Origin of the sequence: Paenibacillus maysiensis (genome assembly GCF_000520815.1) — a bacterium.
Lineage (GTDB): Bacteria > Bacillota > Bacilli > Paenibacillales > Paenibacillaceae > Paenibacillus > Paenibacillus maysiensis.
This window is the reverse complement of the sequence record NZ_ASRY01000196.1, coordinates 1-18,753: the sequence shown is the minus strand read 5'-3', so window position 1 is coordinate 18,753 and position 18,753 is coordinate 1. Positions and strand designations below refer to the sequence as shown.

General features: G+C 48.5%; 16 protein-coding genes and 1 riboswitch. Of the genes, 9 read left to right on the top strand and 7 right to left on the bottom strand.

What is annotated here, in order from left to right; all coding sequences use genetic code 11:
* Positions 1-11: 11 nt before the first annotated feature.
* Positions 12-743 (bottom strand): ZIP family metal transporter, encoded by a 732-nt coding sequence (locus tag L696_RS0113395; RefSeq protein ID WP_025684090.1) that lies wholly within the window; start codon positions 741-743, stop codon positions 12-14.
* 280 nt (positions 744-1,023) lie between these two features.
* On the opposite strand from L696_RS0113395, the gene trxB reads away from it, so the two are divergent.
* The 5 genes from trxB (at position 1,024) to L696_RS0113370 (ending at position 6,876) form a co-directional block, all read left to right on the top strand.
* A complete protein-coding gene (trxB, locus tag L696_RS0113390; protein WP_025684089.1) occupies positions 1,024-1,965 on the top strand; it encodes a thioredoxin-disulfide reductase in 942 nt (313 codons plus the stop codon).
* 58 nt (positions 1,966-2,023) lie between these two features.
* Positions 2,024-2,254, top strand: coding sequence for a glutaredoxin family protein (locus L696_RS0113385; protein ID WP_025684088.1), 231 nt, complete (start codon positions 2,024-2,026; stop codon positions 2,252-2,254).
* A 377-nt stretch (positions 2,255-2,631) separates the two neighbouring features.
* Positions 2,632-4,515, top strand: coding sequence for a beta-glucoside-specific PTS transporter subunit IIABC (locus L696_RS0113380; RefSeq protein ID WP_025684087.1), 1,884 nt, complete (start codon positions 2,632-2,634; stop codon positions 4,513-4,515).
* 50 nt (positions 4,516-4,565) lie between these two features.
* Positions 4,566-5,402, top strand: a complete 837-nt coding sequence (gene licT, locus L696_RS0113375; protein ID WP_025684086.1) for a BglG family transcription antiterminator LicT — start codon at positions 4,566-4,568, stop codon at positions 5,400-5,402.
* Between the two features lie 16 nt (positions 5,403-5,418).
* Complete coding sequence (locus L696_RS0113370) at positions 5,419-6,876, top strand: glycoside hydrolase family 1 protein (protein WP_025684085.1); 1,458 nt, start codon at positions 5,419-5,421, stop codon at positions 6,874-6,876.
* Between the two features lie 46 nt (positions 6,877-6,922).
* On the opposite strand, the gene L696_RS0113365 is transcribed toward L696_RS0113370, so the two are convergent.
* The gene (locus tag L696_RS0113365; RefSeq protein WP_025684084.1) at positions 6,923-8,095 is read right to left on the bottom strand and encodes an ROK family transcriptional regulator; all 1,173 of its coding nucleotides are present in this window, start codon (positions 8,093-8,095) and stop codon (positions 6,923-6,925) included.
* A 134-nt stretch (positions 8,096-8,229) separates the two neighbouring features.
* Here L696_RS0113365 and xylA point away from each other — a divergent pair, with 134 nt between their 5' ends.
* Together xylA and xylB are read left to right on the top strand one after the other, a co-directional pair.
* Positions 8,230-9,546 (top strand): xylose isomerase, encoded by a 1,317-nt coding sequence (gene xylA / locus L696_RS0113360; protein WP_025684083.1) that lies wholly within the window; start codon positions 8,230-8,232, stop codon positions 9,544-9,546.
* A 57-nt stretch (positions 9,547-9,603) separates the two neighbouring features.
* Positions 9,604-11,127, top strand: coding sequence for a xylulokinase (gene xylB, locus L696_RS0113355; RefSeq protein ID WP_025684082.1), 1,524 nt, complete (start codon positions 9,604-9,606; stop codon positions 11,125-11,127).
* A gap of 85 nt (positions 11,128-11,212) precedes the next feature.
* On the opposite strand, the gene L696_RS29565 is transcribed toward xylB, so the two are convergent.
* From L696_RS29565 to L696_RS29560, 3 genes are read right to left on the bottom strand one after another with little or no spacing between them, the layout of a single operon-like run.
* Positions 11,213-11,389 carry a FeoB-associated Cys-rich membrane protein gene (locus L696_RS29565; protein ID WP_081750741.1) on the bottom strand — a complete coding sequence of 59 codons (177 nt, stop codon included), beginning with the start codon at positions 11,387-11,389 and terminating at the stop codon, positions 11,213-11,215.
* A gap of 36 nt (positions 11,390-11,425) precedes the next feature.
* Positions 11,426-13,435, bottom strand: coding sequence for a ferrous iron transport protein B (gene feoB / locus L696_RS0113345; RefSeq protein WP_025684081.1), 2,010 nt, complete (start codon positions 13,433-13,435; stop codon positions 11,426-11,428).
* Positions 13,426-13,671: a FeoA family protein gene (locus L696_RS29560; RefSeq protein WP_081750740.1), complete on the bottom strand. Its 246-nt coding sequence runs from the start codon at positions 13,669-13,671 to the stop codon at positions 13,426-13,428. The genes feoB and L696_RS29560 overlap by 10 nt, the downstream gene beginning before the upstream one ends.
* Positions 13,672-13,953: 282 nt before the next feature.
* Between L696_RS29560 and L696_RS0113340 the strand changes: the two genes are divergently transcribed.
* Both L696_RS0113340 and L696_RS0113335 read left to right on the top strand, forming a co-directional pair.
* Positions 13,954-15,081, top strand: coding sequence for a transglutaminase domain-containing protein (locus tag L696_RS0113340; RefSeq protein ID WP_025684080.1), 1,128 nt, complete (start codon positions 13,954-13,956; stop codon positions 15,079-15,081).
* A 52-nt stretch (positions 15,082-15,133) separates the two neighbouring features.
* Complete coding sequence (locus L696_RS0113335) at positions 15,134-16,474, top strand: MFS transporter (RefSeq protein WP_025684079.1); 1,341 nt, start codon at positions 15,134-15,136, stop codon at positions 16,472-16,474.
* Positions 16,475-16,596: 122 nt separating this feature from the next.
* Here the strand turns inward: L696_RS0113335 and L696_RS0113330 are convergent, their stop codons facing one another.
* A complete protein-coding gene (locus L696_RS0113330) occupies positions 16,597-18,063 on the bottom strand; it encodes an amino acid permease (protein WP_025684078.1) in 1,467 nt (488 codons plus the stop codon).
* A gap of 133 nt (positions 18,064-18,196) precedes the next feature.
* Positions 18,197-18,399, bottom strand: a riboswitch (Lysine riboswitch).
* A gap of 122 nt (positions 18,400-18,521) precedes the next feature.
* On the bottom strand, positions 18,522-18,753 hold a 232-nt coding region (locus tag L696_RS28610; protein ID WP_209440963.1), incomplete at its 5' end, for a HEAT repeat domain-containing protein.

Here is an 18,753-nt window from a genome sequence, read left to right as displayed (position 1 = left end):
GTGATACACAGCTATAGCCATTCGGTTAGACCAATCATCGTAATCAGACCGAGGATAAAAGAGAAGGTTGCGATACGCTGGTTGCCGTCCCCGTGGCTTTCAGGAATTAGCTCCTTGTAGACGATAAACATCATGGCTCCGGCGGCAAAAGCAAGGCCGTAAGGTACCAGTCCGTTAACCCAGCTACTCAAATAAAATCCGATCAGACTCGTAATGATTTCCACGGCTCCGGTGAGGGTAGCGATGCCCAATGCCTTGAAGCGGCCAATGTTTTGATTCACGAGGAATAGCGCGACGATAAAGCCTTCCGGGGCATTTTGCAGGCCGATGGAAAAGGCAATGAGATTGCCAAGATTTTGAGTTTCGCTCGCATAGCTGACTCCAACGGAAAGTCCCTCGGGCAAATTATGTAGTGTAATAGCCGCGATAATGAGAAAAGATTTGGACTCCAGATGAAAGGTTTTGGAATCCGGGTCCTCCAGATCGGCATGTGGAATATACATTTCCATCACCAGCAGCACAAGACAGCCGAGTAAAATTCCCGCAGACAGCACGAACCAGTTGGAATGATGGATGGCCTCGGGAATGAGGTTGTACACAGATGCAGAAGTCATGATCCCGGCGGCATAAGCCAGCAGTACATCACGAAGACGGTGCGTAATTTTACGCATAAACAGTATGGGCACGGCACCGAGCCCGGTGGACAGGGCAGAAATAAGGCTGCCTACAAACACGTCGCTCATAATCGGGATAATCCCTCCATACCTGATTAATCTTTAAGGTTCGCTTCATGAAAACTTCATTTGACTGTTTGTAGCTCTTTCCGCATAATGGAATTAGGATTTAGAATCAGTCTAAGTCATAAAAAGACATTAAATATGTAAATCGTTTTGCAAGATCCGGGTGTCCACATTTTTGAATGAGCGTCTGACAGAACTACTTTTAGAGTATATGCATTTGCCCATCTCCCGGTACCGAAAACTCGCTATATAATTCTTATCATATTTTAGGAGGAACAAAGATATGTACAAGTCCATTATTATAGGTACCGGCCCTGCCGGTTTAACAGCTGCTATTTATCTGGCACGCGCAAATATGAGTCCACTGGTGATTGAAGGACCACAACCGGGCGGACAATTGACTACAACAACAGAAGTTGAAAACTTCCCTGGCTTTCCTGAAGGAATCATGGGACCCGATCTGATGGATAATATGCGTAAGCAAGCAGAGCGTTTCGGTGCTGAATTCCGCACAGGCTGGGTGAACAAGGTCGATACAGCCGCTCGTCCTTTTACATTGGATGTAGAGGGCATGGGTGAACTGGTTACAGATACGCTGATCATTTCCACAGGCGCGACTGCGAAATACCTGGGTATTCCGGGTGAGCAGGACAACATTGGACGCGGCGTGAGCACTTGTGCAACATGTGACGGATTCTTTTTCCGTGGCAAAGAAATTGTTGTCATCGGTGGTGGAGACTCGGCGTTGGAGGAAGCAAATTTCCTGACACGTTTTGCCTCCAAAGTAACGCTGGTGCATCGTCGTGAAGAAATGCGCGCCTCCAAAATTATGCAGGATCGCGCTCGTGCGAACAGCAAAATTGAGTGGGCACTGAATCGTACTCCTGTAGAAGTGATTGCTGATGAGAACGGGGTAACCGGCTTGAAGGTATTGAATAATGAAACAGGTAAAGAGGAAATCATTACAGTTAGCGGCGTATTCGTGGCGATTGGTCATCATCCGAATACTGGCTTCCTGGGTGGTCAAATCACAACGGATGCGAACGGCTATATCGTCGTAAATCCTGGTACTTCCGAAACAAACGTACCTGGCGTATTCGCTTGTGGCGACGTGCAGGACACACGCTATAGACAAGCGATTACAGCAGCAGGCAGTGGCTGCATGGCTGCTATGGACAGCGAGAAATACATCGAAAGCCTGGAGCACAGCGCACTGGCCCTGTAATAATTCGTTTAAGTATGAATAAATATAATTTACAAAAATAAATGATGAGGTGATATTCATGGAAAAAGCAATTGTATACACATCTACAAACTGTCCGCATTGCCGTCAAGTAAAAAGCTACTTGAGTGAAAAGGGCGTCGAATATGAAGAACGCAACATTGAAACCAATGATGCTTTCGCTCAAGAGGTTTGGGATATGGGCATTCGCGCCGTACCGTTGACCCTGATCGGAGAAGAACGTATTTCCGGCATGAACAAAACCAAGTTTGAAAAAGTGCTCAACGCTTAATCCAACTTCATAACAGACGACGGTCCTGTGATCGTCGTATGGTTTTAAAAAAGGCCCTCGCCGCAGTTACGTACTGCGATGGGGGCTTTTTATAGCCCCTAATCTTTTTGCATAGAGAGAACTTTGTCGAAAAGTGTTGCATCTGTAGATGGTCGGTGCTATATTTTAATTGTAAGCGTTTAAAACCCGGGTTGCTTTATGTAAACAGTTAATCAATGAACAATTAATCAATACTTATAATAATAACTGAATAGTACAATATCCAATTAAAGGCGTGTTACTGTTCGGCAGGCAAGACCTAGATTGGGTAGGATATTTTTTCCCTACCCTTTTTAGGTCTTTTTTTGTTCCTTATTTTAAGAAGGAAGGTGTAACTCATGAATTACAAAGATATCGCACAAGCCATTTTTAATAAAGTGGGTGGAAACGATAATATCAACAGTATCATTCATTGCTCTACTCGGTTGCGAATGACGCTCCGTAAGCCGGAACTGGCACAAACAGATGAAATTAAAGCCTTGGACGGTGTTATGGGAGCCGTGAATAGCGGTGGACAATATCAGGTCATTATAGGGAATGATGTAGGCTATGTTTACAATGAGTTAGCCAAATTGCTGGACCCGGATAAATCGTCCTCGGATGAAGCCGAAAAAGTGAAGGCAGACCGAAGCCTTAAGGGATTGTTTAATACCTTTGCGAGCATGATCGCAGGTATTTTCCAGCCCATTATCCCGGCCATTGCCGCTTCCGGGATGCTAAAAGCATTGCTCTTGCTGTGTACAGTAACCGGAATCATGAGCAAGGAAAGCCAAACGTACATGGTTTTAAGTGTGATCGCGGATGCGGCATTTTATTTTCTGCCTATGCTGCTGGCTTTCTCCAGCGCACAGAAATTCAAGACCAATCCATTCGTATCCGTACTCCTTGGGGGCGTGCTGCTTCATCCTAACTTAATTAGTTTGTTAGGTGGTGAGAAGGCAGTCACATTTGCGGGCTTGCCCGTTGCTTCTGTACAGTATGCCACCTCTGTTATTCCCATTATTTTGACCATATGGTTTATGTCCTACATTGAGAAATTTGCCGATAAAATCTCTCCTGGACCTGTGAAAATATTTCTAAAACCATTAATCGTTATTCTGATTGTCGCGCCTGTCGCTCTTATTGCTTTAGGACCGTTGGGGACGTATTTGGGTATGGGGATGTCAAACGGTGTATTCTGGATTCAGGAAAGAATCGGCTGGCTTACGGTAGTGTTGATGTCTATCGTGATGCCGCTAATCGTCATGTTTGGCATGCACAAAGTATTTTATCCTATCATATTTGCTGCGCTAGCTTCACCAGGATATGAAACATTGGTACTGATTGCCATGTTGGCTTCCAATATGGCACAGGGCGCGGGTGCATTTGCCGTCTCGCTGAAAACAAAAGATCCCAAGTTCAAACAAATTGCTTTGTCCGCAGGTATTTCAGGGGTATTCGGAATTACGGAGCCTGCCTTGTACGGCGTGCATTTACGCCTGAAAAAAACACTGTTCGCCTGTATGATTGGAGCCGGGGTTGGCGGATTGTTTGCCGGTCTTATGAATTTAAAAGCTTATGCCGCTGTGGGTCCTGGTTTTGCATCACTGCCGATGTTTATCAGTGAAGATCACTCTAACCTGGTATATGCGCTCATAACGATGGCCATTTCGATCATTGTGACGTTTATTGCTGTTTATGTGATCGGCTTTCAAGATACGGTTACCGAACCGACTAAAACAGAAGCTCGTCCCGAGCCTGTTAAAGCGCAAGGTAAAAGCAGCAAGTCCAAAACGGTTATTTTCGCACCTATGGAGGGCTCGATTATTCCCTTACAGCAGGTCAAGGATGAAGCGTTCTCTCAGGAAGCGATGGGCAAAGGGATGGCTATTCAACCAAGTAGCGGAAAAGTGGTCGCACCTTTTGACGGCACCGTGGAAACTGTGTTCCGCACCAAGCATTCCATAGGCTTAAAATCGGTTGAAGGTGTGGAGCTGCTCATTCATATCGGTTTGGATACCGTTAAGCTGAAGGGCCAGCATTTTACTGTGCATGTGCAAGAAGGGGACGAAATTAAGCATGGACAGCTGCTTATTGAATTTGAACTTGAAGCCATACAAAGGGCGGGGTATGATACGATAACTCCGATTATTGTGACCAACACGGCGGACTATCTGGAAATCATGGGTCATGAAAGTTCAGAAAAGACAGGGCCGGAGAAGCCTCTGATTACTGTACTTTAACAGTGTGTTTGTTGGGGGAATCAAGCCTGGAAAGTGAGAGGTCGTTAGATATGAAAGTAATAAAAGTTCTCAATACGAGTATTGTTCTTGCCAAACGTGAGGATCACAAGGAAATCATAGTGATGGGTAAAGGCATCGGCTTTAAAAGCAAACCTGGTGACTTCGTCGATGAGAACGAGATTGAAAAGATATATGTTCTTGAAAATGAAAGCATGTCTTCCGATCTGACAGCCTTAATGAAGGAAACTCCCAAGGAGTATTTGATTATGGCAGATGAAATCATATCTTATGCCAAAAGCGTCCTATCCAGTCACTTGAATGAACATCTATATATTTCCCTGACAGACCATCTGTATATGGCAACCAAACGGTTTAAAGATCACATGACAATTCAGAATCGGATGCTTTGGGAGGTCAAAAAGTTCTATCCAGAAGAGTTTGGCATTGGGCTGTATGCGCTCACCTTGATTGAAAAGCGAATCGGTCTCAAGCTGCCTGAAGAGGAAGCGGCTAATATCGCCTTTCATCTAGTCAATGCCCAACAGACCGATAACAATATGAACCAGGTTTTATTGATGACCAATACGGTCAAAGACATTTTGAACATCATTAAAATTCATTACCGAATCGAACTGGATACCCACAGCATTAACTATTCACGGTTTTTAACACACCTTCAATTTTTCGTTCAGAGATTACTTGAACATAAAATGTTGGATTCTCAAGACCAGGAATTAATGAGCCAAATTGTGAACAAGTATCCGGAAGAAGAGCAGTGTGCGTTATCGATTCAACAATATATTGAAGCCAAATTCGAACTTTTGATCCCGGATGAAGAACTTATGTATCTGATCATTCACTTAAAACGAGTCATAAGTAGAAATTAAAGAGGAGGAGCTAGAGATGACAGAAATGAAAAGAACATTTCCAGAAGGCTTTCTATGGGGAGGAGCTGTAGCCGCGAACCAGGTAGAAGGAGCCTGGAACGTTGATGGTAAAGGGATATCTACAGCAGATATGGCTATTTACAAAAAGAATGTGAGCAAAGGTGATTATAAAAAACACAATTCAATGACCGAGGAACATATCCAAAAGGCGATGCAGGACACGTCAGATCAAGATTATCCCAAACGCCAGGGAATTGATTTCTATCACCGCTATCCCGAGGATTTAGCATTGTTTGGTGAAATGGGATTTAAAACGTTGCGAGTTTCTATTGCATGGACGCGTATTTTTCCCAACGGAGATGAGGACAAGCCCAACGAGGCTGGATTACAATTTTATGATCGGCTGTTTGATGAAATGCATAAAAATGGGATAGAGCCGCTTGTCACCCTGTCCCACTACGAAATGCCGATGTATCTTGTAAACCATTACGGGGGCTGGACCCAACGGAAGGTTGTAGATTTCTTTATCCATTTTTGTAAAACAGTATTTAAAAGATACAAAAATAAAGTAAAGCACTGGATCACTTTTAATGAAATAGATAGTATCGTCCGCCATCCATTTACGAGCGGTGGTATTCTACCGGAGCGTTTTGACAATGTAGAGCAAGCGGTTTATCAGGGTTTGCATCATCAATTTATAGCTAGTGCTCTGGCCGTAAAATACTGCCACGAAATCATTCCGGATTCTAAAATCGGCTGTATGTTAACCCGGCTGACAACGTATCCACATACCTGTAATCCGCAGGATATTCTGGCAGCGTTTAAAGATAATCAGTTTAACTATTTTTTCACGGATGTACAGGTTCGCGGAGCGTATCCCCCTTATATGAAACGCTTCTTCCGTGAAAAGGAGATTGTTATTGAAAAGCTTGAGGGTGATGATGAAATTCTAAAAACCCATCCGGTGGATTTCATTTCCTTTAGCTACTATATGTCGCTGGTTGCCAGTGCGGATAGTGTAGGCATGGAAAAAGTCAGTGGCAATACGATTGGCGGCGTTAAAAATCCTTATCTGGAAACGAGTGATTGGGGCTGGCAGGTTGACCCGGTCGGCTTGCGACTTTCTCTGAATGAGCTGTACAGCCGCTATGAAGTACCATTGTTCATTGTAGAAAATGGTTTGGGAGCGTACGACAAGGTGGAGGAAGACGGTAGTATTCAGGATGATTACCGTATTGATTACTTCCGTGCTCATTTTGAACAAATGCATGAAGCGATTCTGGACGGGGTTGAACTCATGGGTTACACCAGTTGGGGAGCGATCGACTTGGTCAGTTATTCCTCATCTGAAATGGAAAAAAGATACGGATTTATATATGTGGACAAAGACAACGACGGTAACGGTACACTTGAAAGAAAACGAAAAAAAAGCTTCTACTGGTATAAAGATGTTATCTCCAATAACGGGTTGTAAGAAAAATGGGGCGTACAGGAACTTTAGTGTTTCTGTACGCCTTTTTTTATAAAGATACACGTACACGCCCGAGAAAAGGAGCTGTTGCTGCATAGGCGGCACCTAACATCGTCGAACGGCTGCCAAGCGTGGAGAAACGGATTTGTAATTGCCGACGGTGATAGGGCAGGGCACGTTCATCAATCACTTCACGCATACTTTGCTCCAGCCAAGGTCTCGCTTCAGCCAGTGGACCGCCGATGATAAGCATGCCGGGGTTGAGGCTGTTCACAATGTTGGTGATGCCCACACCCAAATATCGCCCGATATCACCAAGGACGCTTAACGTACTCGCGTCACCTTGCCGGGCAAACGGCAGTAATTCCGCTGTATTATGTGCGGGCAGATTCAGTGTGGATGCTGCATACGCCTTCTCCGAAGCATATAGCTCCCAGCAGCCCCGGCTACCGCAGGAGCAAAGCCGTCCGTTCCAGTCAATGGACATATGACCAGTCTCTCCGGCGTACCCCCAAGCCCCTTGATACGGCTTGCCGTCAATCATAATTCCCGCTCCGATCCCGGACCCCGCACTAATGTAGACCAGATCCCGCACCAGCTGCCGGTGATCGCTGTCCATACCATAGTACAGCTCTCCTTGCGCACCGACATTGGCTTCGTTATCCACCACCACGGGAAGGCCAAGCTCTGCCTCAAGCTGTTGCCGCAGCGGAACCTCTTCCCAGCCCAGATTGGGCGCGAACAAAACGGTTCCCGTTTCATCCACCATACCCGGAACCCCTAGCCCAATACCGACGATGCCATGAGGGGAGGGAGGGACCGTCTGCATAAGCTCCTGAACCAGCCTTTGAATCTGTTCCATAACAAAAGCAGGATCATGTTGCGCAAGGGGAAGGGTAAGCTCTGTTTCAATGGTTCCTGCCAAATCGGTCAGAGCACCCTTGATATAATATACGCTGACCTCGATGCCGAATACAAAGCCTGCCCGGCTGTTAAACAGCAGCATTAAGGGCTTGCGCCCGCCGCTGGATTCTCCTAATCCCGTCTCATATATAAGCCCGTCGGTGATGAGCTCCGCCACCAGGTTGGAAACGGTAGCCTTGTTTAACCCGGTTTGACTGGATAATTGTGCCCTGGATAGGGGAGCATGGAGGCGGATACGCTCCAGCACAATGGATTTATTTAGCTTTTTGACAAGCGCCTGATCGCCAGTGACATTCATGTTCTTTTCACTTCCTGTTGGTGTAATTCCCGATATTATATCATAAAAACAAACTTAGTTTAAGCAATAGACAAAGTCTTTTGGCTGTGCTAGAATCTTTTTTGTAAACGTTTACTATAAAGGAGGAACTTATAATGGCATATTTTGAGCAGGTTTCTAAAATTAACTTTGAGGGCAAGCAATCCAATAATCCTTTTGCGTTCAAATTTTATAATCCTCAGGAAATTGTGGCTGGGAAAACAATGGAAGAGCATTTACGTTTTAGCATGGCCTATTGGCATACACTCGTTGCAGGTGGCTCCGATCCATTTGGGGTAGAGACGGCGGAGCGTCCGTGGTCCAAGTTTACCGGGCTGGATTTGGCGAAGGCCCGTGTGGAAGCTGCTTTTGAACTGCTGGATAAGCTGAACCTGCCTTATTTTGCTTTCCATGATGTTGATATTGCTCCGGAAGGCGCGTCGCTCAAGGAATTTTACAGCAACCTGGATACCATCGTGGATTTGATCGAAGAGCATATGAAGGCAACGGGTAAAAAGCTGCTGTGGAACACGGCGAATATGTTCAGTCATCCACGTTATTTGCATGGAGCTGCGACGACTTGTAATGCAGATGTGTACGCACACGCTGCCGCCCAGATTAAAAAAGGCTTGGAAGTGGGCAAACGTCTAAGCGCGGACAACTATGTTTTCTGGGGAGGCCGTGAAGGCTACGAAACACTGCTGAATACAGATTTGAAGCTGGAGCAGGACAATTTGGGACGTATGTTCCATCTGGCCGTGGACTATGCGCATGAAATTGGCTTTGATGCTCAATTCCTGATCGAGCCGAAGCCGAAGGAGCCAACCAAGCATCAGTATGATTTTGATGCGGCGACGACAATTGCCTTCCTGCAAAAATATGATCTGGATCAGCATTTCAAGCTCAATCTGGAGGCTAACCATGCGACTTTGGCGGGTCATACGTTTGATCATGAAGTGCGTGTAGCACGGATTAACGGTATGTTGGGATCATTGGATGCAAACCAGGGAGATTTGCTGCTGGGCTGGGATACGGACGAATTCCCGGTTGATCTGTACGATGCGACCCTGACCATGTATGAAGTGCTGCAAAATGAAGGCTTGGGCCGTGGTGGTATCAACTTTGATGCCAAGGTGCGCAGAGCATCGTTTGAGCCAGAAGACTTGTTCCTCGCGCATATCGCAGGTATGGATACGTATGCGAAAGGCCTGAAGGTAGCTGCCAAACTGATTGAGGACCGCGTGTTCGAGGACTTTATCGATAAGCGCTACAGCAGCTTTAAAGAAGGTATTGGGGCAGAAATTGTATCCGGTAAAGCAACGCTTGCTTCGCTGGCTGAATATGCACTGGCGAACGAAGCACCACGCAAAAACGTGTCGGGTCGTCAGGAGTATCTGAAAGCCACATTAAATCAATACATTTTGGCGGATTAATGCCATAACCTATATATGAGACAGCGTCTACACGGTAGCAGAGAAGGAGGAACTTCGATGCAGGAAAAGCAAAAACAGGAGCAAGAGCGCTACGTCATCGGTGTGGACTTGGGTACCAGCGCGGTCAAAACGGTGCTGGTTAACCGCAAGGGGCAGGTGGCTTATGAAACCTCTCAGTCTTATCCGCTCTATCAGCCGAAGGCAGGGTATAGCGAACAGCACCCTGAGGACTGGGTCAGTGACACGTTAACAGCACTGAAGCAGCTCGTGGAGAAGGCCGAAATCGGCGGCACAGATGCCGTAGACGGTATTAGCTTTTCGGGACAGATGCATGGGCTTGTGCTGACAGATAAGGAAGGGCAAGTGCTGCGCCCGGCTATTTTGTGGAATGACACGCGTACAACGGCACAATGTCGCCGCATTGAAGAACAGCTCGGGTCGGAGCTGCTGAGCATTGCACGTAATCGCGCGCTGGAAGGCTTCACGCTGCCCAAGCTGCTGTGGGTGCAGGAGCATGAGCCGGACGTGCTGGCTGGTGCAGCCCATTTTATGCTGCCGAAGGATTATGTGCGGTATCGCCTGACGGGAGAGCTGGCGACGGAGTATTCGGATGCGGCGGGCACGCTGTTGCTGGATGTGGCAAAAAAGCAGTGGAGCCAAGAAATCGCCGCTGCTTTCGAACTGCCGTCGTCTCTGTTCCCGCCGCTGGTGGAATCGTTCGATCAGACAGGTACGCTGCTGCCGGAGATTGCGGAGCAGACCGGACTTGCTCCTGCAACGAAGGTGTATGCGGGTGGCGCGGACAACGCATGTGGTGCGATTGGCGCTGGTATTTTGAGCGAAGGCCGCACCTTGTGCAGCATCGGCACATCGGGTGTTGTACTTTCCTATGAGGAACGTAAGGACATTGATGTGCAGGGGCGGGCGCATTTTTTTAACCATAGTGAGCAGGATGCTTATTATATTATGGGCGTTACGCTCGCGGCCGGGTACAGCCTGACGTGGTTTAAGGATACCTTTGCATCGGAGCATTCTTTTGATGTGTTGTTGGAGGATGTGAACTCCATTGAGCCCGGCAGCCGAGGGCTGCTGTTCACGCCATATATCGTGGGTGAACGTACCCCTCACCCGGATGCAACCATTCGAGGCAGCTTTATCGGGATGGACGCGGGACATAAGCTTGCGCATTTTACACGGGCCGTGCTGGAGGGAATCACATTTTCGCTCAAGGAATCCATTGATATTCTCCGAGGAACGGGCAAAGCGGTGAACGAGGTCATATCCATCGGCGGCGGTGCGCGCAATGAAGCGTGGCTGCAAATGCAAGCAGATATTTTTAACGCGGATATCATCAAGCTGGAAAGTGAGCAGGGGCCTGCCTTGGGGGCGGCGATGCTGGCCGCTTACGGAAGCGGATGGTTTGAATCGTTGCAAGCATGCGCGGAAGCTTTTCTACGTGAGGCAGCAAGATATTCACCGAACCCGGAGCGTGTGGCACGTTATGAAGGCTTATATGAGCTGTATCGTGAAGTTTACCTGCACACGCGGGAGCTAAATGAACGTTTGGCGGAATACCGCTAATATTGTGAGTTTGAGAGTAAAGGAAAAGCGTCTTCGGGTCAGGATAAACCCGCAGACGCTTTTTTCATGGGATGCTAAGTTTGGATTAGATATTTCTGTTGATATTCGCTTGGTCTTCCTTCACAGCACTCGTGGCACAGCCCGGACATGACTTGCTTAATGAGCATCCGGCACAAGCACCTTGACGGCTTTTCCGTAAAAAACGAACAAACACCCACGTGCTATAACCGAGAATCACCAGTAAAATGATGATATTGATCATGGAATCCACTTCCTTCTATTTTCATAGGGCTCTAACTTAACCCCAGCCTAATAACCTGCCACACTGATAGATCACAACGGCAATAATATACGCCACGGTCAAAGGATAAATCACAGAAAATGCGGTCCAACGCCACGAAAGGGTTTCTTTGCGAATGACCGCTACCGTAGCCAGGCATGGTACATACAACAGAATGAACACCATGAAGCTAAAAGAGGCCAACGGCGTAAAGGCATGTCTGACTTGCATTTCCAGCCCTTGCATGTCCGGAACGTGGTAAATGATATTCATCGTCGATACCACGACCTCCTTGGCCATAAAGCCCGTGAGCAGGGAAGCGCCTGCTTGCCAGGTACCAAAGCCGAGAGGGGCCAGTATGGGGGCAAACCATCCTCCAACAGTGGCAAGCAGGCTATCATTCATGTCTGCACCGAACCCTTGTGGGCCGAAATTGGACAAGAGCCAGATGCCAACGGAGCCTGCAAGAATGATCGTTCCGGCTTTACGGACGAAGCCTTTGACCTTCTCCCATGTGCTTCGAAATAGTGTAAGAGCCTGCGGCACCCGATAGGGAGGGAGTTCCACGATGAAGAGCGAGGGCTCACCCGATAAAATGGATACTTTGGAAAAGATTTTGGCAAGTATAAGCGATACGGTGATTCCTAACACATACATCAGCATGATGATGCTTGCCGCATGTGTTGGAAAAAATACACCCGCAAACAACGCATATACCGGCAGGCGGGCTGAACATGACATAAAGGGCACCAGCAACGTTGTAATAAGGCGTTCTCTGGGCTGTTCAATGGTGCGTGCCGCCATAATCGCAGGGACATTGCAGCCAAATCCGATGATGAAGGGGATGAAGCTTTTCCCGTTCAAGCCAACGGCTTGCATCAGGCGATCCATTAGTATCGTGACCCGTGCCATATACCCGGAGTCTTCAATCACCGAAATAATCAGGAACAAAATAGCGATCTGAGGCAGAAAAACGAGCACGCCCCCAACTCCTGCCACAATACCGTCCACGATGAGACTCTGCGTAAAAGCGGACGCGTTCAAGTGAACGAGCAATTCAGAAATCCAACTGCTTAGTGTCCCTGAAAAAAATCCGTCCAGCATATCTGAAAGAATAGTACCCGCCCAATCGAAGGTGAACTTGAAGGTAGCGTACATCAGCAACAAAAAGATGGGAATCCCCAAATACCGATGGGTTAGCAGTGCGTCCAGCTTGTCTGTCAGACTGTGCGGCTTAAGTTTGGACGTGTCGAGCACCTTTGTACACAGATCAGCGATCCACGCTGTACGTACAGAACGGATATGCTGAGCGGGAGTAGCCGAATAGCCTTCACGGAGAAGTTCTTTCTCGCAACGCTGGATGCGTTCAGTTACTTGTTCACGCTGTACCTCATTCGTCATCCATTCCATAACGACAGGATTGTTTTCCAGACACTGTAGAGCTGCCCACCGAGGGCTTGGCACAGATGTATTCGTCAGTAAGCTGCAAATATCTGAAATAGCGGCTTCGACGGCAGGGCCGTAATCCAACTGGAAGGAATTTGGCGCACGTCGTACCTCTCGAAGTGATGCGAGCATTTGCTTACTGCCGCTGCCCGTGCGTGCCACCATGGGAATGATGGGAACGTTCAATTGATCAGCCAACAATTCCTTGTTTACCCGAAGACCAGTGGCATCGGCTACGTCAGTCATGTTTAAGCCAAGTACAAGCGGACGGCCATATTCCAGTAATTGTACGGTCAGATACAGATTACGCTGAAGCTGGGAGGCATCCACGATGTTGATCAGGGCCGCAGGCGGTTCTTCCAGCAAATAACGGGTTGCGACACCTTCATCCAGCGAAAGAGGGAGTAAAGAGTAGGCACCCGGCAAATCCACCAAAACGGCAGACTTGTCGCGCAGCAGGCCTGTTTTCTTTTCCACCGTCACCCCGGACCAGTTCCCTACCTCTGCATACGTACGAGTCAGCTTGTTGAATAATGAGGTTTTCCCCGTGTTGGGATTACCGAATAGAGCGATCATGTCCATGAAGTAACGACCTCCAGTTGTTTTACCTGATTTTGACGGAGGCCGACCAATTGACCGTTGCATTCAATGACAATAGGGCCGCCCAACAGACTGATTTTTTTTAATCGTATAATGGAACCTTCGTCAATCCCCATGTCCGTTAAGCGTCGGCGCAATGAGGGGTGAAGAGAGGCAAGGGATTGCAATCGCACGGGTTGACCCGGTGGAGTACAAAGGAGTGAGATACATTCTGGCATGGTGCTCAGCCTTTCTAATGTAGAATGAGAATCAATATCATTTACTTCCGATGCCAGTACCATAACATGAGGATTACTAGATTGCTGTGATAAAATTCTCTCTGGGAACGACATATTTGCCCAATGTCCGATCTGTTATATAGCCGAGTATGGTGTCACAACCTGTCTTTAACTGCACCCTTACTCGTCTGCAACCGACAAAACTAGAGCGCTTGGGGCAATTGTTTTTATGGTAAGATAGAGCTGTTTACAACTATGCTAAGAAGGGCAGGAACGCTCTGTATGAACAGAAAAATCGGGGTTAGGCTTGTAAAATGCCTGGTGGTGGGTGCAGCGCTGGCTGTGTTGCTGCCGCATGCTGTGGAGTGGGGGAACAATGTATATGCTGCGTCGGTCAAGCCAGCTCCGTCCGTATCGTCACAGCAGCTTCAAAATAAGCTTTTACAGGCAATGGCTACGCGGAGTGAAACGCTGACTTTTACATATCAAGGGCGGGTGAACGGTCTTAAGCAGCAGTTACAGACGGCCATCAAACAGGCGATGGAGAGCGACCCGTATGTGAATTATACGATCAAAAGCTACGCTTTCAGCTATACAGGCACAACCACGTCCGCTGAGGTTACAATCCGTCTGAGTTACCGGGAGACGAAGGAGCAGACCGCATATGTGGATAGCACGGTTAAAGCTGTGCTGGGGGACATCATTACGAAGGGAATGACAGATCATGAGAAGGTGAAGGCCATTCATGACTGGATTGTGGTTCGTTTGAAGTATGATGAAACACAGCAAAAATACACGGCATACGATGGCCTGAAAACCGGAAGTACGGTGTGTCAGGGCTATTCATTGCTGGCCTACAAAATGCTGGAACGCGCCGGGATTACCAACCGGATTGTGGAGGGAAGAGCAGGAGGCCAACTGCATGCATGGAATCTTGTTTTGCTGGATGGACATTGGTATCACATGGATACGACGTGGGATGATCCGACCCCGGATCGTGGCAACAAGGTAAGCACTTCGTATTATCTGCTGACTGATGCCGAAATGCGCCGGGATCACTCCTGGGTTAAACAGTATCCTCAGGCGAACACCTCGTATCGGCAGACATTGTCGGGATTGGTCGCTGTGGGCGGACCCAAGGCTGCTGTGTATCAAAAGCTGTACAATACTCTGGAATATACGCTGCAAGATGGCAAGGGTCTGGTTAAATCATCCGTCGAAATCAAGGAGCAGGTTCGCAAAGAGATTAATAAGGGCGGTGCCACGCTTACCTTCGGCTATCAGGGAACAGAGCGAAGTCTCAAAGAAGATTTACAGTCGTTGTATCAACTTGGGTTAAAATCTATTTCCTACCAGATCACGGATTTAGGCAGCACCGGAAATCTCCGTGTAACCTTGAAATGGACCTGAATATTTTGTTGCAATAGAAAAAGCTACATTAACAAAGGAGTATTCTATTTATATGCACAAGCGTTCCTTTACCTATTTGCTTGGCACGCAGACCATGTCAAATGCGGCCGATATTCTTTATATCATGGCACTGGTATCTCTGGTGTTTCATGAAACGGACTCGATCTTCTCTTCGGTGCTCGTTCCGTTGCTGCGAATGGGGGCGCAGATGATCAGTGGCTTTTTAGCACCGCTGATTTTGGCCCGATTCCAGCTTCCTTTTATTTTATTTGCTTCTCAGTTTGGTCAACTGGCTTTCTTTGCGCTCCTGCTGGGGCATTTGTGGTCAGCGGGCACGAGCCCGGTATGGGTGCTTGTATTTACACTGGTAGCAGCGATGTCCTTTCTGGACGGCTGGACCACACCTGCACGTAATGCGCTGATTCCGCGCCTTGCGTCCGGGGAAGGGCTGATGCGGGCGAACAGTCTCGTATCAGTCAGCGATCAGACCGTGCAATTGGCTGGATGGGGGCTTAGTGGTGTGCTCGTAGCCATGCTGGGCTCGGAAAAAACATTGCTGGTGGCTGTCGGACTGTATATGGTAGCGATGATCTTCACCAGCTTGATTCGAGATCCACTAGAGGGCAAAGCCCATTATTTGCTGCAACCCGGAACAAGGGTGCGAAGTGGAGATTCCTTGGCTTCAACCTCTCCTGCACAGTTGGAAGATACACAGTATGGCCCGGAATCAGAGAGCCCGGTGCTACCTCCCAAACGTAAAAAGGAAATACTCCGTGAAGGCTGGAGCCTCATCGGAGCCAGTCGAAGGCTTAAAGCTCTTATTTTCATGGATATGATCGACCTGCTGGGTGGTTCGGTTTGGGTAGGCGCATTCACGCTTGCCTTCGCTCAGCAGGTGCTGCACAAGAGCGAGGCATGGTGGGGATACATTAATGCGGCGTATTTTGCAGGCGCGATTGGCGGTGGGATCATTGTTCTCGCTTGTGTCAAGTATTTGCAGCGCAGACTGCTGCCCGCGATGCTGGCGGGGATGGCCTGCTATGGACTGCTGACGGCTTGGTATGCGCTGAACACATTACCGCCGCTAACGCTGCTGATCGTGCTGTTAATGGGATTGCCTGCGGAAATGTCCGTCGTATCCCGCCGCACGATGATGCAAATGAGCGTATCTGTGCACGATTTACCCAAGGTGCTGTCCGCACAGGCTACACTGACGAGCATGACGTTTTGCATCTCGCTATTGCTGATGGGCTGGATTGCAGATCATCTGGGCATCGTTAATTTGTACTTGTTTTCTGCACTGCTGACGCTGATTGCTGTGATTTATGGCATCTTTAGCCGTCATGCCTTGTCTATGTCTTTGACAGCTCCGATTGCTGCTTCTTCCGAATAACAGAAAAAAAGCCCGTCTCCACATATCAGGGAGAAGATACTGATGAACCTGATCTGATCCATAGGACCGTTCATCCGCATTTCCACCTGTATATGCCCGGAGACGGGCTTTTTTACTATTGTTTACTTACCGGAAGACGCATCCGGGTCCAAATCACACTCGTTGAGTGGAACGATTTTGGTACGCTTGATCCATTTGTAGCCGAGCCACAGAAGAAGGAACAGCGGCACACTCATATACGTAGCGATCATCGTTTTCCAGTCAATGGCTTGCCCGGTAAAGGCATCGGCACCTTGCCCGATGATCACGATGATACACAGTGCGAAGGCAAACAAGGGACCAAACGGGAACCAGCGGGCTTTGTACGGAAGCTCACTTAGACTGCGACCCTGTGCTGTAAAGGCACGGCGGAAACGATAATGGCTGACAGCAATACCAACCCATGTAATAAATCCGCACATCCCGGAAGCATTCAGGAGCCAGTTGTAGACCACACCGTCCCCATACAGGGAGGCGAGGAATGCCAGCATACCGACAGCGGTTGTGATCAGCAGTGCATTCATAGGAATGCCTCGTCGATTGATATGTCCGAGGAAACGGGGGGCTTTACCTTCCCGTGCCAAAGCGTACAGTACACGTGTTGCCGCGTACATCCCGGAATTACCTGCCGACAATACGGAAGTCAAAATGACGGCGTTCATAACAGAGGCAGCAATGGCAAGCCCCGCTTTTTCAAATACCAGTGTGAACGGGCTGACCCCGATGTCACTGATATCTCCCCGCAGCAAATTCGGATTGGTGTACGGAATAATCAATCCAATGACGAGAATCGCCAGAATATAAAAGAACAGGATGCGCCAAAAGATTTGACGGATGGCACGCGGCACATTTTCACGCGGATTTTCACTCTCTCCGGCGGCTACCCCGATCAGCTCCGTTCCCTGAAAGGAAAAGCCTGCGGCCATGAACACGCCCATTACGGCGAAAAATCCGCCGTGGAACGGGGCATCCCCCACAGTGAAGTTAGCGAAGCCAATCGCTGGACCTCCCATAATGCCGAAGATCATCAGCACACCAACAGCGAGAAAGATTACCACGGTCACAATTTTAATCATGGCGAACCAGTATTCGGATTCACCGTAGCCTTTGACCGTCAGCGCGTTCAGCGCGAAGATCACGGCCAGAAATAACAGACTCCACCAGGCAGAGTGGCTTTCCGGGAACCAGTATTTGATGAGCACGGTCGCTGCTGCCAATTCGGCGGCAATCGTCACGGCCCAGTTGTACCAGAAGTTCCAGCCCATGGCGAAACCAAAAGCCGGATCGACGAAGCGACCTGCGTAGGTATTAAAAGAGCCGGATTCAGGCATAAACGTAGCAAGTTCGCCGAGGCTGGTCATCAGGAAGTAAACCATGAGGCCGACCGCTGCATAAGCCAACAGGGCGCCTCCGGGACCGGCTTCTGCAACCGCGCCTCCACTGGCGAGGAACAGGCCCGTTCCGATGGAACCCCCGAGGGCGATCATCGTCATATGTCGGGCTTTGAGACTTTTCCGCAAGGTTGCGGCAGGTGTTGCTTTGTGTTGCACGTTCAACACTCCTTCATGAAATGGTATTTCATGTCAGGGCAAGAGCCAGAAGGAGGGGGATTACAAACGTCAAAAGACCGCAGGGAATACGCCTGCGGCCTTGTCTATGCATTCCGCACCATACCTTCTTCTATAACAAGATAGCTCAACACACGTGTCTGTGTTAGGACATCGCGTGACAGTTCTGCTCCTTTCGGTTAGCAGCCCCAGCATTCGGAGTATTTACAAAGAGTCAGCTCCGCATACTTCGGCGGGTGTACCTTTCCACTGGAATCACAGACGGCTCTTGGCGTCTCCTCCGGTGTACTGATTACATCCGCGACCTCTACCTCATCATAAAACAGGGTTGATGAGGTGTATGACATGATATTTTATTGTATAGCGAACTACAGTATAGCGTACCTGTACATCTTCTGACAATCGACAATTTTTTGAAGGTCCAGTCGTAAAATCACAAATTAAGAGTTGCGCTTGGCCATCTGCTGCCAAACCGTCCCTGCGGCTTGCTCGCCTGACTCTATGCGCTCCAGCGCCATTTTGGCCTGTAGACTGACCTCGAATTCGGGGTCATCTACAGCCTTCTCCAGCGCGTCACGCGCGTCCTCGGTGCCGACCTCGTACAAAAAACGGGCAGCCCGCCAGCGAACCAGCTTGCTGTTATCGGACAAGGCTCCGATCATAGCTCCGGTA

Excerpts from the sequence above, each read along its gene's own strand:
- L696_RS0113340 (WP_025684080.1), top strand. The coding sequence starts at position 13,954 with ATGAACAGAAAAATCGGGGTTAGGCTTGTAAAATGCCTGGTGGTGGGT.
- L696_RS29560 (WP_081750740.1), bottom strand. The coding sequence starts at position 13,671 with ATGCCAGAATGTATCTCACTCCTTTGTACTCCACCGGGTCAACCCGTG.
- trxB (WP_025684089.1), top strand. The coding sequence starts at position 1,024 with ATGTACAAGTCCATTATTATAGGTACCGGCCCTGCCGGTTTAACAGCT.
- xylB (WP_025684082.1), top strand. The coding sequence starts at position 9,604 with ATGCAGGAAAAGCAAAAACAGGAGCAAGAGCGCTACGTCATCGGTGTG.
- xylA (WP_025684083.1), top strand. The coding sequence starts at position 8,230 with ATGGCATATTTTGAGCAGGTTTCTAAAATTAACTTTGAGGGCAAGCAA.
- licT (WP_025684086.1), top strand. The coding sequence starts at position 4,566 with ATGAAAGTAATAAAAGTTCTCAATACGAGTATTGTTCTTGCCAAACGT.
- L696_RS0113395 (WP_025684090.1), bottom strand. The coding sequence starts at position 743 with ATGAGCGACGTGTTTGTAGGCAGCCTTATTTCTGCCCTGTCCACCGGG.
- L696_RS29565 (WP_081750741.1), bottom strand. The coding sequence starts at position 11,389 with ATGATCAATATCATCATTTTACTGGTGATTCTCGGTTATAGCACGTGG.
- L696_RS0113370 (WP_025684085.1), top strand. The coding sequence starts at position 5,419 with ATGACAGAAATGAAAAGAACATTTCCAGAAGGCTTTCTATGGGGAGGA.
- L696_RS0113335 (WP_025684079.1), top strand. The coding sequence starts at position 15,134 with ATGCACAAGCGTTCCTTTACCTATTTGCTTGGCACGCAGACCATGTCA.
- L696_RS0113365 (WP_025684084.1), bottom strand. The coding sequence starts at position 8,095 with ATGAATGTCACTGGCGATCAGGCGCTTGTCAAAAAGCTAAATAAATCC.
- L696_RS0113385 (WP_025684088.1), top strand. The coding sequence starts at position 2,024 with ATGGAAAAAGCAATTGTATACACATCTACAAACTGTCCGCATTGCCGT.
- feoB (WP_025684081.1), bottom strand. The coding sequence starts at position 13,435 with ATGGACATGATCGCTCTATTCGGTAATCCCAACACGGGGAAAACCTCA.
- L696_RS0113380 (WP_025684087.1), top strand. The coding sequence starts at position 2,632 with ATGAATTACAAAGATATCGCACAAGCCATTTTTAATAAAGTGGGTGGA.